At 60.0% G+C, this 13,398-nt stretch carries 16 protein-coding genes; 8 read left to right on the top strand and 8 right to left on the bottom strand.

Features of this window, described 5'->3' with window-relative positions:
- Positions 1-31: 31 nt before the first annotated feature.
- Positions 32-1,216, bottom strand: coding sequence for an FAD-dependent oxidoreductase (locus tag FIV05_RS09350; RefSeq protein ID WP_152509373.1), 1,185 nt, complete (start codon positions 1,214-1,216; stop codon positions 32-34).
- Between the two features lie 170 nt (positions 1,217-1,386).
- A complete protein-coding gene (locus FIV05_RS09345) occupies positions 1,387-3,324 on the bottom strand; it encodes a methyl-accepting chemotaxis protein (RefSeq protein WP_209009918.1) in 1,938 nt (645 codons plus the stop codon).
- Between the two features lie 312 nt (positions 3,325-3,636).
- Between FIV05_RS09345 and FIV05_RS09340 the strand changes: the two genes are divergently transcribed.
- Positions 3,637-4,512, top strand: coding sequence for a DMT family transporter (locus FIV05_RS09340; RefSeq protein WP_173013815.1), 876 nt, complete (start codon positions 3,637-3,639; stop codon positions 4,510-4,512).
- A 36-nt stretch (positions 4,513-4,548) separates the two neighbouring features.
- Here the strand turns inward: FIV05_RS09340 and FIV05_RS09335 are convergent, their stop codons facing one another.
- Positions 4,549-5,439 carry a YihY/virulence factor BrkB family protein gene (locus tag FIV05_RS09335; RefSeq protein ID WP_152509371.1) on the bottom strand — a complete coding sequence of 297 codons (891 nt, stop codon included), beginning with the start codon at positions 5,437-5,439 and terminating at the stop codon, positions 4,549-4,551.
- A 163-nt stretch (positions 5,440-5,602) separates the two neighbouring features.
- On the opposite strand from FIV05_RS09335, the gene FIV05_RS09330 reads away from it, so the two are divergent.
- Positions 5,603-7,291: an acyl-CoA dehydrogenase family protein gene (locus FIV05_RS09330; protein WP_173013814.1), complete on the top strand. Its 1,689-nt coding sequence runs from the start codon at positions 5,603-5,605 to the stop codon at positions 7,289-7,291.
- A 3-nt stretch (positions 7,292-7,294) separates the two neighbouring features.
- Here the strand turns inward: FIV05_RS09330 and FIV05_RS09325 are convergent, their stop codons facing one another.
- Both FIV05_RS09325 and FIV05_RS09320 read right to left on the bottom strand, forming a co-directional pair.
- Positions 7,295-7,873 carry an MgtC/SapB family protein gene (locus FIV05_RS09325; protein WP_286202278.1) on the bottom strand — a complete coding sequence of 193 codons (579 nt, stop codon included), beginning with the start codon at positions 7,871-7,873 and terminating at the stop codon, positions 7,295-7,297.
- Between the two features lie 89 nt (positions 7,874-7,962).
- Complete coding sequence (locus FIV05_RS09320) at positions 7,963-8,391, bottom strand: DUF4399 domain-containing protein (protein WP_062491303.1); 429 nt, start codon at positions 8,389-8,391, stop codon at positions 7,963-7,965.
- Between the two features lie 208 nt (positions 8,392-8,599).
- On the opposite strand from FIV05_RS09320, the gene FIV05_RS09315 reads away from it, so the two are divergent.
- Entirely contained in the window at positions 8,600-9,052 is a 453-nt protein-coding gene (locus FIV05_RS09315) for a host attachment family protein (RefSeq protein ID WP_152509368.1), read from the top strand.
- Between the two features lie 145 nt (positions 9,053-9,197).
- Complete coding sequence (locus FIV05_RS09310) at positions 9,198-9,785, top strand: exopolysaccharide biosynthesis protein (RefSeq protein ID WP_152509367.1); 588 nt, start codon at positions 9,198-9,200, stop codon at positions 9,783-9,785.
- 28 nt (positions 9,786-9,813) lie between these two features.
- Here FIV05_RS09310 and FIV05_RS09305 read toward each other — a convergent pair whose 3' ends face one another.
- Positions 9,814-10,845, bottom strand: coding sequence for a sodium:calcium antiporter (locus tag FIV05_RS09305; RefSeq protein WP_152509366.1), 1,032 nt, complete (start codon positions 10,843-10,845; stop codon positions 9,814-9,816).
- A gap of 195 nt (positions 10,846-11,040) precedes the next feature.
- On the opposite strand from FIV05_RS09305, the gene FIV05_RS31565 reads away from it, so the two are divergent.
- Both FIV05_RS31565 and FIV05_RS31560 read left to right on the top strand, forming a co-directional pair.
- Positions 11,041-11,205: a hypothetical protein gene (locus FIV05_RS31565; RefSeq protein ID WP_023002957.1), complete on the top strand. Its 165-nt coding sequence runs from the start codon at positions 11,041-11,043 to the stop codon at positions 11,203-11,205.
- Between the two features lie 124 nt (positions 11,206-11,329).
- Entirely contained in the window at positions 11,330-11,491 is a 162-nt protein-coding gene (locus tag FIV05_RS31560) for a hypothetical protein (protein WP_173013813.1), read from the top strand.
- Positions 11,492-11,635: 144 nt separating this feature from the next.
- Here FIV05_RS31560 and FIV05_RS09300 read toward each other — a convergent pair whose 3' ends face one another.
- Complete coding sequence (locus tag FIV05_RS09300) at positions 11,636-11,887, bottom strand: YMGG-like glycine zipper-containing protein (RefSeq protein ID WP_023002955.1); 252 nt, start codon at positions 11,885-11,887, stop codon at positions 11,636-11,638.
- Positions 11,888-12,088: 201 nt separating this feature from the next.
- Here FIV05_RS09300 and FIV05_RS09295 point away from each other — a divergent pair, with 201 nt between their 5' ends.
- On the top strand, positions 12,089-12,337 hold the full coding sequence (locus FIV05_RS09295) for a hypothetical protein (RefSeq protein ID WP_075283357.1): 249 nt from the start codon (positions 12,089-12,091) through the stop codon (positions 12,335-12,337).
- A gap of 106 nt (positions 12,338-12,443) precedes the next feature.
- Entirely contained in the window at positions 12,444-12,818 is a 375-nt protein-coding gene (locus FIV05_RS09290; RefSeq protein WP_152509365.1) for a YkvA family protein, read from the top strand.
- A gap of 8 nt (positions 12,819-12,826) precedes the next feature.
- On the opposite strand, the gene FIV05_RS09285 is transcribed toward FIV05_RS09290, so the two are convergent.
- Positions 12,827-13,294 carry a translation initiation factor IF-3 gene (locus tag FIV05_RS09285; protein WP_152509364.1) on the bottom strand — a complete coding sequence of 156 codons (468 nt, stop codon included), beginning with the start codon at positions 13,292-13,294 and terminating at the stop codon, positions 12,827-12,829.
- Positions 13,295-13,398 lie beyond the last annotated feature (104 nt).

The raw sequence follows: 13,398 nt of genomic DNA, 5'->3' as shown, positions 1-13,398 counted from the left end.
CGGCTTCACTTACTTCAAGAGAACCTTTGGCTCAGGCTTCCGGCAGTAGATCGTCGCGCCACGGCTCGCCGATCACCCGGCGGGCCATCATGTGAGAGCGCGGTGAATTGATGCTGTCGACGGCGATAAGCCGGCCATCGTGCAGGTAGGCGACATAGAACTTGCTGTCGTCGGTCGAACCCACGACCTTTGTGTCGTCATACCCTTCCGACAGACCGGCGATCTGCAGCTTGATGTCGTACTGATCGGACCAGAACCACGGCAACGGGTCGTAATCGACTTCCTGACCCAGCAGCGCCTGGGCAACCGCCTTTGCCTGGTCGATGGCGTTCTGGACGCTTTCCATGCGCACGGACCGCTGATAGCGGTTGGAATAGAAACGCGTACAATCACCCGCAGCGAAGATGTCAGGGTCGCTGGTCTGGCCGCACCCATCCACCAGGATCCCGTTGTCGACCTCCAGGCCCGCCTCTGCGGCCAGGTGATCATTGGGCTCTGCGCCGACGGCAACCAGAACCAGTTCCGCCGGAACCGTCTCTCCTGTCGACAGCCGGACACCGGTGACACTGTCACCACCCTCGATTGCCTCGATGCCCGTGTTCAGGCGCAATTCGATGCCGCGGGCCTTGTGCAGGCCGGAGAAATAGTCGGATACCGCCTGGCTGACCACGCGTTTCATCGGGCGATCCTGCGCCTCGATGACGGTGACCGACTTGCCCAGGCTTTTGGCGACGGCAGCGACTTCAAGACCGATGTACCCTGCCCCGATGATGGCGACACTGCTGCTCTTTTGCAGAATGTCCCGGATCACGTCGACATCGGCAATCGAGCGCAGCGTGACCACGCCTTTCTTGTCGGCACCCTCCAGCGTCAGCAGCCGGGCATTGGTGCCCGTTGCCAGAACCAGCTTGCCATACGGCAGCGTATCGCCGTTTGCCAGCGTCAGGCGCTTCGCGCCACGGTCGATCGCAATCACTCTGGTATTGGGAATGTGATCGATATTGTTGGTGGTGAAGAAAGCCGGCGGGCGCAGCCACAAGCCTTCGGCGCCGATCTCGCCGGCCAGGAACTTCTTGGAAAGCGGCGGTCTTTGATAAGGAGGATGCGGTTCATCGCCGATCAGCCGCAGCGGGCCTTCAAATCCGCCCTGCCGCAGGGATTGGGCAACCTGGGCTCCGGCTTGTCCTGCTCCGATGATGACGATGTCTTCCTGCATTCCGCTTCGCCCTCTTTGCGCTTGGCCGGTCCGGCGGATGGTGTGCCGGCCGATCGTTTGTGTGCATGGCTAGCACGAAGAAACGCAGGCCGCCAGAATGGCGAAACGCCGCGTCGGTGCAGACACGGCGTTTTTTCGATTTTCTTTGTTTCAAGCGGTCCGGTTCGGGATCAGGCGCTGCGCACGCCCTGCAGGAACTCGGCAACTTCCTGTCGGATCAACGCGCCCTGCTCGCCAAGCGATTCTGCGAGGTGCTCCACTTCGGAACCGTTGGACCGTGCAAGCTCGGCAGCCGAACCGACGGCCTCCATGCTCGACACCCCTTGTTCGGACCGCGCCGAGGCACTGGAAACGTTGTGCGAGATCGCCTGAACAGCTTCGTCCTGCTGCTGCACGGCCGACGCCACAGCCGAGGCGAGGCCCTCCATGTCGGAGATGATCCGGTTGACGTCCTCGATCGCCTGGACCGCCTGACCGGAAGACCCCTGGATGGCCTCGATCTGGGTCGCGATATCCTCAGTGGCTTTCGAGGTCTGGTCGGCAAGCTGCTTCACTTCCGCAGCAACCACCGCAAACCCCTTGCCCGCTTCGCCTGCGCGGGCAGCCTCGATGGTCGCGTTCAGCGCCAGTAGATTGGTTTGGTTGGCAATGTCTCGGATCAGCCCCATGACTTCGCCGATCCGGTCTGCCGCACTGGAAAGTTCCTGCATGGTGGCAACCGTTGAAGACGCACTCCGAACCGCCTGCTGAGCCACTTCCGTCGACTTGTTGGCCTGGCCGGCGATCTCGGCGATGGATGCGGCAAGCTCTTCCGCGGAATGAGCTGCGGAGGTGACGTTTTCCGCCGCGGTGCGCACCGCTTCGGCTGCTTCCCCGGACTGGTTGGCAACATCGTCGGCCGACTGTTCCATCGACTGGGACGTCTGCCGCAGCTCGCCATTGGCTCGGTCAAGACTGTCGAGTGCCGCGGACACGGTTCCCTCGAACCGGCCGATCAGTGTATCGAGACGGGCAACGCGTTCTTCGCGCCGCCGGTTTTCCTGATCCTGTGAGGCCGCAAGTTCGGCCCGTTCAACCGCGTTGTCACGAAAGACCTGAACCGTGCGGCTCATGGAAGCAAGCTCGGTGCTGCCGCTGTCGTCCGGCAGGTCGAGGTCGGTCTGGCCGCTGGCAAGGGCTTCCATGGCCGACTGCAGACGCGCCAGCGGGCGCGCCACCGATTGACCGATCACAAGCGCGATGGTCGGAAGCAGCAGAAGCAGAACCACGATAGCCCCGCCGATTGCATAGGTTGCGATCGACCGGGCCATCTCGAGCTGACCGGCGGCTTCACTCTGAATGGTGTTGGCGGCTTTGCTGAGGGAAGCGATGTGCGGCGGAACAAGTTCAAACAGGTTTTCCAGCAGTTCCGAATGCTCGGCCCGCTCTGTCTTGGCGACTGTATAATCGTCGAAGGTCGTCTTGTATTTGGCCATGTTGTCGGCCAGCTCCGCCTTGATGGCGTCGGAGATGTAGACTTTCTTCAAGAGCTTTTCGAAATCGTTGAACTCGCCCTGGAATACCTCCAGCGCCGCCTCGGTATTGTTGAGCGTGAACTCCCGTTCCGCCAGCTGAACTGCCAGAATGGCGCGGGCCAGCTTTTCGAAATCCGGCCCGCCGCCAAATTTCATCTCTTCCGACAGGCGATGCTTGACCGCCCCTGCATATTCGTTGAGCCCCGCCAGGTAACCCTGCGTAGAGTCATACCCGATCTTCTGCTGGGCAGTGTCCAGCATCTCGAAAGCACCTCTCGTGCCTTCCAGCGTATCCTTGACGTCGGCGATTTCCGAAGCGTAGGCAGCTGCTGCCGGATTGGTTGCGATCGTCTCCAGAACCGCACTGGCTTCTTCAAGCTTGGCGTTGAAACTCTGGAACGTCTCGACGGATGGCGTGCTGTGGTAGCGCTCTTCAATGGAGCGCAGCGCCGCGGCGCTTTCCGACAGTGTACTGACCTGTCCGGCCAGTGTCGAACTGCTGCTCATGCGCGCAAAGGCCGAATTGAGCTCACCCTGGCTCCAGAAGAAGACACCGCCGATCGCAAGAAGCCCAACAATGGTGAAAAGGCTCAAGGCCAGAATTCTGGCTTTGACTGACAAATTCGCGAAGATCCGAAAAGGTGATTGAGATCTGAAGGCCACCAGCGTATGTCCCCTGGATCAACGGATGTACCATCGGGGTCGATGTTTACATCCATGAGTTGATCGATCTAGAAGTGTTCGTGTTTCTCGCCTGTGTTTCTTTCACGACAGAACGTTCGAACACTCATGTTTGCGCCGTATATTTGACTATAAATGCCAACTTACGGTTAACATGCGTGTAACCCCACCGACTCGGCGCAATATAACCTTGCGTCATCTTCGTCTTTGTCATTGAGGCTGCAAGTGAATCTCCTCGCCAGAGCCGCACCGGCCATTTTTGTTTTGCTGTGGTCTACGGGCTTCGTCGGTTCTAAACTCGGCGCGCCCTACATCGATCCGATGGTGTTTTTGACGGTCCGCTTCGTTGCTGTCCTGCCGGTGCTGATTCTGCTGGCGATGTTCCTGTCGAAGTCCTGGCCGAAAGATCCAGCTGCCATTGCCCATTGCATCTTCACCGGCATGCTGGTTCACGGCATCTATCTCGGCGGTGTGTTCTGGGCGATCAAACAGGGCATGCCGGCTGGAGCGTCCTCGATCATTGTCGGCCTTCAGCCCGTGCTGACCGCACTCATCGCGGTGGCTTTGCTTGGCGAAACCATTTCCCGCAGACACTGGCTCGCCATGGCCATCGGAGCGATTGGTCTTGCATTCGTTCTTGGTCCGAAACTCGACCTTGCCGGATCGGGCATCACGCCGGTGACGATATTCGTGGTCCTCATCTCCGTTGCGGCTATCAGCCTGGGAACGGTCTATCAGAAGCGTTTCGTACAGCACACCGACCTCATGGCGGCAACTGTCTGGCAGTACGTCGGCGCGTTGTTTGTCACCATTCCGCTGAGCCTGACCGAAAGCTGGCAGATCACCTGGTCAGGTGAGCTGATCTTTGCGATGGCCTGGCTCGTGCTGGTCTTGTCCGTCGGCGCGATCCTGCTCCTGATGCTGCTGATCCGCGAGGGCGCCGTCTCCCAGGTCGCAAGCCTTTTTTATCTGGTGCCGGTGGCAACAGCGGTGGAAAGCTATTTCCTGTTCGGTGAATCCCTGACGCCGGTTCAGATCGGCGGCATGGTTCTGGTCATAAGCGCCGTCTTGACCATCCGCAAGAAGCCAGCAAGGAGCTAGGGCTGGTCTCCGGAAGCCGTCTTTCGGAAAATCCGGTCAGGCTTCGGTGTCCAGCGCCAGCGCAAGCTGTTCCTGACGGCGGCGCCAGTAGCGCCGTTGGCGGGAGATTGCGGCGTTGAGTTCACCTCCCAGAATGAACACGAGCGCGCAGATATAAAGAAAGATCAGCGCGGTCATGATCCCGGCCAGACCGCCATAGGTGGAGACGTAATTGGCGAAGCTGGCGAGATAGGCACCGAAGGCACTGCCGGCGATGATCCACATGAACAGTGTGGCGAGCACTCCGGGCCACAGGTCGCGGAAAGTGCGATGCCCCGCCGGCAGCAGCCAGTGGGTGATGAAAAGGCCGATGATCAGCAGCGATCCGGCCAATGTGTATCGGGCAACGTTGATTGACAGCAGGAAAGTTTCGACCTGCGGCATGAAGACCTTCAGCCCCTCGAGGGCGAGCGGCGCCAGAACCACCAGAAACGTGTAGGCAAGCAGAATGCCGGCACCCAGCAGCACAAGCCCGATCGATTGCAGCCGCAACAGCACGATGGAGCGGTTTTCATGCTGCCGGTAGGCCCGGTTGAGCGCGGTGCGCAGCGCCTCCACCCCGTTGGAGGAAAACCACAGAGCGGCAACGGCGCCGAAAGTCACAAGGTCGCCGCGGCGAATGGTCAGGACATTCTGGATTTCCCGCACGACAGGCGATGCAACGCTTGCCGGCCAGGCATCGAACAGCAGTTCCGACACCGTGTCGGCAGCACCGGTCATGCCGAGAAAGGCCGCCAGCGAGGCGATGAAGATCAGCAGGGGAAATATCGCCAGCAACCCCGACAGCGCCACGTGACTGGCCATTGCAAAGCCGTCATCCCGGGCGAAGTGACCGATGGCGTCTTTCAGGACGGCGTAGATCACGAGAACTGTCTGTCTGGCGCTCATGACCCAAGATGTGGCCTGTGCTGACACAATTCGTCAAGCCTGGGTAGTGAAAACCGCATCCGCCAAAAGGTCTATAAATTCACGCTCGACAAATGAGAGTGTGCAACGCAACATAGCTTCAACAAGAAGCGCTGCTGCGCAACAAATGAAAACGGAGATCGCCATGTCCACCGCAGCCCTTTCGGCCGCAGAAACACCCGCAAGCCTTACCGAGCGAACGGAAGCCGCCGTCGCAACGCTCGATCATCTGCTCAATCTTGCAGCGCAGCGGGTGCGCGACCGCGTGAGCGAGGATGGGCGCATCTCCTCCCGTCTGATGGAAGAAGAGCAAAGGGCAACCCACGGACTGGCCTGGTTCGCAACCTATGTGGAGTCTCTGCGCCAATTGGATGCCTACGCGAAACGTCTGACCGCGGAAGGTCGCTACGGCGCTCTTGAGGACTACATCGTCCAGCTCGGATTTGCGGAGTACCTTGCGCAGATCTTTGGCGGCATTCCGATGAACCAGGGTGAAATCGTTCGCCTGGCGGATCTTGGCGTGTCTTCCGAAGAAGCTCTTGGCTTCCAGACAGCAGAGATCCTGTCGCTGATCGATACAGGCAGCCGTCCGGAAATCCGCAGCGAGATCACCCGCCTGATCCGCGATCAAGCGGGCCATTCCACCTTCGGCGACCCAGGTCTGGACGAGACCATGGAGCAGATCCGCAACGAGATGCGCCGCTTTGCGGAAGACAACGTCGTGCCCAACGCGCACGAGTGGCATCTGAAAAACGAATATATTCCGCTTGAGATTATCGAGCAGATGTCCGAGCTCGGCGTCTTTGGCCTCACCATACCGGAAGAATATGGTGGCCTCGGACTTGGCAAGGAAGCCATGTGCGTCGTCTCCGAAGAACTGTCCCGCGCCTATATCGGCGTCGGGTCGCTCGGCACCCGGTCCGAAATCGCGGCGGAACTCATTCTGTGCGGCGGAACGGAAGAGCAGAAGCAGCACTGGCTGCCGAAAATCGCATCCGGCGAGATCCTGCCGACTGCCGTCTTCACCGAACCCAATACCGGCTCGGACCTTGCCTCGCTGAAGACCCGCGCCGTGAAGGATGGCGACGTCTGGAAGGTGTCCGGCAACAAGACCTGGATTACCCATCCGGTCCGTGCCGATATCATGACCCTGCTGGCCCGCACCAACCCGGATGAACCCGGCTACAAGGGCTTGTCCATGTTTATCGCGGAAAAGCCGCGCGGCACCGACAAGGAGCCCTTCCCGGCGGACGGCATGAGTGGCGGCGAGATCGAAGTTCTCGGCTACCGGGGCATGAAGGAATATGAAATCGCTTTCGATGGCTTCGAGGTGAAGGGCGAGAACCTTCTCGGCCAGGTCGAAGGCGAAGGTTTCAAGCAACTGATGCAGACCTTTGAAGGCGCCCGCATCCAGACCGCTGCCCGCGCATTGGGCGTCGCCCAGTCTGCACTGGACCTGGGCCTGAGGTACGCCGAAGAACGCGTCCAGTTCGGCAAGGAACTCGTCAACTTCCCGCGTGTTGCCGACAAGCTGGCCATGATGACTGCCGAACTGATGATCGCCCGCCAGCTCACCTATTTCTCGTCCTGGCAGAAGGATTCCGGCAAGCGCTGCGATCTGGAAGCCGGCATGGCGAAACTGCTTGGTGCACGCGTTGCATGGGCCGCGGCGGACAATGCGCTGCAGATCCACGGCGGCAATGGCTTTGCTCTGGAATATGCAATTTCCCGCGTCCTGTGCGACGCCCGAATTCTGAACATCTTCGAAGGTGCGGCGGAAATTCAGGCTCAGGTCATCGCGCGCCGCCTGCTCGAGACGCGCGGCAACGCCTGATCGTCATCGCATCGCCCCTTCATCGCGAAGGCCCTGTGCCCGTGCGTGGCGACCGTTGTCAGATTCCACGTTCGATCCCTCGTCCGGGACGCTGTCCCGGGCTTGGGGACCGAGCTTGCTTTGCAGGCGGCCGATGACGGCCAAGACAATCACCACCATGATTGTTGCAAGGCCCGCCAATCCGATCTGACCGACGCCACAGGCCGTGCCGATGGCGCCTGCCAGCCACATTGAGGCACCGGTAGTGACGTTCTGCACTGAACCGTTGCGGGAAAAGATCAGACCGGCGGAGAGGAACGCCACGCCCGCCGTCACGGCTTCGACCAGACGGAGCGGATCCACATTGACGTTGCTCGCCCCGGAAAAGGGAAGATCGGCAAGCGCCTGGCTAATCAGCAGGAACAGACACGATGCAAATGCGATAAGCATATGCGTTCTGAGCCCGGCATCCTTGCCACGCTCTTCCCGCTCGAACCCGATGATACCGCCCAGAACGATGGCCGCAACCATCCGCAGAACCAGAACGTCCAGCGGAACCGCACCGAAGCCGAGGTCCATCTCTGCGGCAAGCCGGTCTACCATGGTCGTTCCTTGTTGCGGGTCGGTCAGCATAAGAGAGCAACGCCGCAACAAGTCTTTCGTTCCGGAAGGTTACCGGTACTGACTGCCGCCTACTCCACGGTAACGGTAATCTTTTCCGACATGACCGGCGGATTGTGCGGAATGTGCGACCAGTCCCCCAGCACCAGTTGCAGCGTGTGTGAACCGGCTGGCAGTTCGATCGTGGTTTCGGTCTGTCCACCACCGAAATGCTTGTGATTGTCATCCGCCGGAATAGCTTCGTTCAGCTCCTCGCCCTCGATGCTCTCATCGATGATCAGGTGATGGTGGCCGGTGTTTTCCTTTTCCGTGCCGGCAGGGGCAACGCCCATTCCGGAAAGGCCGAACTGGATGGTCACCGGACTTTTGACGGTATCGCCATCCTTCAGATTTACGAAGTAGAGCTTCACGCCGTCCGGTGCCGGAGTTTCTCCAGCCTGGGCGACGGCACCTGTGAGGGCAAGCACGGCAGCACCGAGCCCGATTGCTAGTCTCTTCATGATCTTCTCCCTTTCAAGGACGGAATTCTGCATTGTTCCGCACGACCACTCTTCACTTAGGGCGCCGCGCTCTCTTCCGGTAGGCCCCGCAATCCGTTTCCCGTACCGGTAGGCTTGCGAACTGTCCAAATTGTCACAGATATCCTCAGGAACGCTTCCGGTGGTCCGGCGTTCACTCCAGACGGACCCAAAACTGCAGGAGTGCGACATGAAGGATGCGATCCGACTGAAACATGATGGTTGGGTAGTCGTTGCCGACGGAACCAAGGCCTTGTTCCTGACCAACGCGGGCACGGAACACGTGCCGGACCTCAAGGTCTTTCGGAAAGAAACCCAGGATAACCCTCCCAACCGCGACCAGACCGCTGACCGTCCCGGTCGCATGAGCGACGGTCCGCAGGGGCATCGAAGTGCAGTTCAGGAAGCCGACTGGCATGCCCTGGCTGAAGACGACTTTGCCGCGGACCTTGCCCAGATGCTCTACAAGCGCGCCCACAAGGGCAAGTTCGACGAGATCGTACTGGTAGCAGCCCCTTCGGTTCTCGGGCAGGTTCGCAAGCGGCTGCACAAGGAAGTCAGTGACCGTGTCGTCGCGGAGATCGACAAGGATCTCACCAATCATCCTGTCGATCGCATCGAGAAACTTGTCTTCGGAAGATAATCATCTTCTCGCACGGAGGCTCGGGACATTCGGCCGCCATGGTCCGAACGCCCCTGCCACGATGTGCCTTGCAAGACCAGGCTCGGAATTTTTTCACCCTAGAGAACAGTGGCCGCCAATTGCGGCCGCTGGAACAGGCAGGACCATGACCGCTGATCCGGACTTGGACCGGCCCCTGACGTCCATTGTCGACAGGGTCGGAGACATCACGAAAGAAGGACAGGTCTCGCTTGACCGCGTGGTCGGCGCTTTCGAGAAAACCGGATTTGCGACGATGCTGATCGTGCCCGCGGCCGCCGTCGTGACACCGCTGAGCGGCATTCCCCTGTTTTCAAGCCTTTGCGGAATGACCATTTGCCTGATCGCGGCACAATGGCTAATGAAACGCGACCGGGTCTGGCTTCCTCACTGGCTGGGTCAGCAAAGTCTTGAGGGCGACAAGGTGCGGCTGGCGATGAACAAGCTGCGGCCCGCCGCACGCTGGCTGGACAATCATTCCCGCGCGAGAGCACGGTTCCTGTTTCGGCAACCGCTTCGGGCCTTGTTGCCGCTCTCGTGCCTCCTGTTCGGCGCCTTGATGCCCTTTCTCGAACTGGTACCATTCTCGTCATCGCTTCTTGGCGCATCCGTTTGCCTGATTGCCTTCTCTCTCCTCACCCGGGACGGACTGTTTGCCCTTGCCGCGCTTTTGCCCCTGGCCATCGTTGTCTGGGCACTGACGGCCTTGTTCTGAAGAAGGCCTCCCGATCAGGTTCGCAGGATCAACCGAGCGCCTGAAGCGCGATGGCACCGCCATAGATGCCAAGCAGACTGACACTTTCAAAACCGATCCCGCCGGGGCCTGACTTCTGCCGCACCAGCAACCCCAGAAGCAGGACCACCGTCATCACCAGCCCGATCGCCAGCCAGAAATAGTCCTGAGGGGAGACTGCCTGATAAAGCGAGCCGTCGCGATAAGCGACATCGGAAAGTGTCAGGAACAGAGTATCGAAGGTGTTGCCGCCAACAATGCCGCCAATGGCGAGCTGCAAGGCACCACGATGCACGGCTGCCAGCGTCGTCACCAGTTCGGGCAGCGAGGTGACAACGGCTGTCATCAGCGCGCCGACAAGCGAGGCGTTGAGATTGAAACGATCCGTCAGCGCACCAGCCACTTCCGCCAGCACCCAGCCCATCGAGGCGAGGATAAGCATCAGCGCTGAAAACCCTGCGATAAGCCGCAAGTTTCCGCGCAGGTCGTGCTGTTCCTCATCCGGGCTGTCCTCGTGGGTTTCGGACGTATTCACGACACGCCACATGGGCTGTTCCCGCACGTGCCGCTGAGCCAGCAAACCGCTGCCATAAACGATAACCAGGGCGTAGGAGGCTGGATGAACGCCCAGTAACGTGATTTCCGGGGTGGTGTAGGCGACCAGGGGAATGGCCAGCAAAAGCATCAGCAGGGCGCATTGAAAAAGGCTGGAAACGTCAGCAGCCACATGCTCCAGGTTCCCGCGCCGGTAAACGATATCAGCGATGGCCAGAAAGGCAGTCTGCGCGGCGATACCGCCAACGCCATTTGAAAAGGCCAGCGACGCACGGCCGTCCAGCGCAGCTGTAACGGACACCACGGTGCCCGAGAGCGACGTGGCCGCCCCCAGTAGGACACCGCCAACCAAGGCCTCGCCCAGACCTGTCCGGTCGGCAATACGGTCAGCCTGACCGGTCAGATGAATGCCGCAAACGAGAATTACTCCACCGGCACCTGCAAAAAGCGCGAGCAAGACCCACAGCGGCATGCTGTCGAAACCCATAGTGACCTTGTCCCCTCTTGGCATTTGCGGAAGTTGTCCGGACTTCAAAGGGAAAACGGTCACCCCACCAGGAAGTTCCCACCTGAACGTTCCCGCTTGGATCTCCCAGGGGGGAACGAATAAGGGTCTTGCGCGTTAACCGCTGAAGAGCAGTCGAGCCTGGCTGCCAAGTGGCAACATCGCGAGGTAGTGAAGATGATCTATCACGGCTTTAACGACGATGCGGACCGGCACCTTGCCATCCTGCGTGAAAGGATCAGAGACAAGGAAGCCTCCAGCTGGAAGCACCTTGCTCTTGGCTTCGGCTTCAGCGGCATCATTTTTTCGCTGATCGCCCTGATATTCCTGCTCAGCTATTGATCGTACGCCCAGGCCAGCCTGGACGTTTTCAGGAACACTACTGCCGCTCGAACGTTGATCTGAAGAGTGATGAGGCCAAAACGCCCTCAGCGCTTGCAACGACGTACAATCCAGCGAGGTAGAGATGACTTATCAAAGGCAGACCAGCGAACAGGACAAGGAAGTCGTTCTGGGAGAAAAGGAAGCCAAGCAGGGCCTCGAGCTTCACGAGATGCGCTACGTCCTGGCAATCGGCACCGCAGGCGCAGTAATCGCACTGGCGGTTGTCGGCTACATCCTGCTTTGAGTTCACCAGTCCGGAAGGGGTAGAGCCCTTCGAAGGACCAAACAAAAGGGACGAACCTTGAAAAGGTCGTCCCTTTTGTTTTTCAGGCGAGAGGGTCAGCTCTCGATCACAGTAGGTGACCCGGCAGATCGCCGGGCAGACCGATTAACGGCAAGCCGCCACATATTCGCGGCCGTAGGAATCGCGGTAGATACACTTGCCCGGTTCCGTTGCCCTTCCGACAAGCGCACCGGCAGCCGCGCCGACAGCGCCACCAACAAGCGCCCCGCCTGCCTTACCGGTCGTTGCAGCACCGATCGCCGCGCCTGAGGCACCACCGATCACCGCGCCCTTTTGCGTGTTGTTGCAAGCGGTCAGACCAGTCAAAGCGACCGCAACCAGCATGATTTTCCACATGATCAACTCCCTTCGTGTTGCATTAGGCAGAACGGGAGAACAGCGGAAATGTTCCAGAAAAAGATGGAAAACTGCGGTCAAAACCAACGCAGAGATCCGTCGTGCGGAGGAACTTCTGTCAGCCTCGAACGTTTGCCCGGTATCGGGCAGCCGGCGTTCCAGCAGTGGATTTCCCGGCTGCCACTTACAGGAGGATCCGACATGACTGACAGGACCAGGGACGAGATCGCCCGTATTTTGAAAGACAACACGCGCAGCAAGGCTGATCGCGTAGACGAGCTTCTGCGGATGCGCGAGGACGCACGTGCCCTGCAACGGGCGGCGACGGAAAGCCCGATGGGGAATGAAACCCCGGATTCGTCGGGTCTTCGGGACATCGACAGGGCACTGGAGCGCCTCGGCCATAGCGACCTGACCGAGGCTGAGGAAAACAGCGCCGCAACCCTTTGACTGTCGACCTTGCGCGGCCCTTCCAGTCCGGCCAGGAAGGGCGAAACGTTGAAGCTGCCGGCAAGAAAACCTATCTCTAAAGGCGAACACAAGCACAGGCGGCCCCATGAACACCACCTTTGAAGACCTTGGCTTTGACCCCGAGATCCTCGGCCCGGAGGAAGAGCAGAAGAGGACGATCCGTCAGAAATTGATGACGACGGTCCGCAAGGCCGCGCGTCAGGTGCCGTTCATGGAAGATGTCGTCGCCGGCTATTTCTGCGCGCTCGATCCCGCGACACCCAGCAAGGTGCGGGCCACCGTCCTCGCATCGCTGGCGTATTTCGTGCTGCCTTTGGATGTAATTCCAGACTTTCTGATCGGCATCGGCTTCGGCGATGACGCGACCGTGCTTCTGGCCGCCCTCGCGATGATCCGCAGCCACATGCGACCGGATCACTACCAGGCTGCAAAGGATGCCTTGAAGGACGGCGAAATCTGACCGCCTTTCTAGAGGTGGTCGCGTCCGGGCTGATCGTCTTGTGCCGGCTTGTGCGTCACTTGACCGGCCGCTTTGGTTCCGTGCCAGCAGCCTGACGTTCTCCCGGCAATCAGCCAGTAAATTTCACCGCCGATAAATCCGGCCGCCAGCGCAACCGCACTTCCCGGCCGGAAGGCACTGTCCGCGGCTTCGGCTCCAAGTGTCCAGACCGCAAAGGCGATCACCCCGGCGGCACCGACGTGAAACAGGAAACTGCGCAGCCGTGCAGCTTCGGCCAGAACGATTGCAACGGCAGCCGGGGCCAGGGCCGTGGCACCGACCACACTTGCACCCACGAGACCGCTTCCGACCATGGTTGCAAAGGCAATCGGATCGGCTTCGGGATGCCCGGCCCGGAAAAAGCCCCAGGCAAGGAACAGGCCGCACGCCAGCACCGCGAAGATGAAACCGAACGCGATCCTGAGAAGCTGCAACATGAATTTCCCGCCGTCCAAACCGCTGTCCTTCCTTGATATGCGCGAGCTGACTGCTTACTTGACCATCTGCCGGTCGGATTGCAACCTTCCAGAACCGGCAGTGG

Origin of the sequence: Labrenzia sp. THAF191a (genome assembly GCF_009363335.1) — a bacterium.
GTDB classification, from domain to species: Bacteria; Pseudomonadota; Alphaproteobacteria; order Rhizobiales; family Stappiaceae; genus Roseibium; species Roseibium algicola.
The sequence above is the reverse complement of the archived record's forward strand: the minus strand, read 5'-3'. Positions and strand labels throughout refer to the sequence as shown.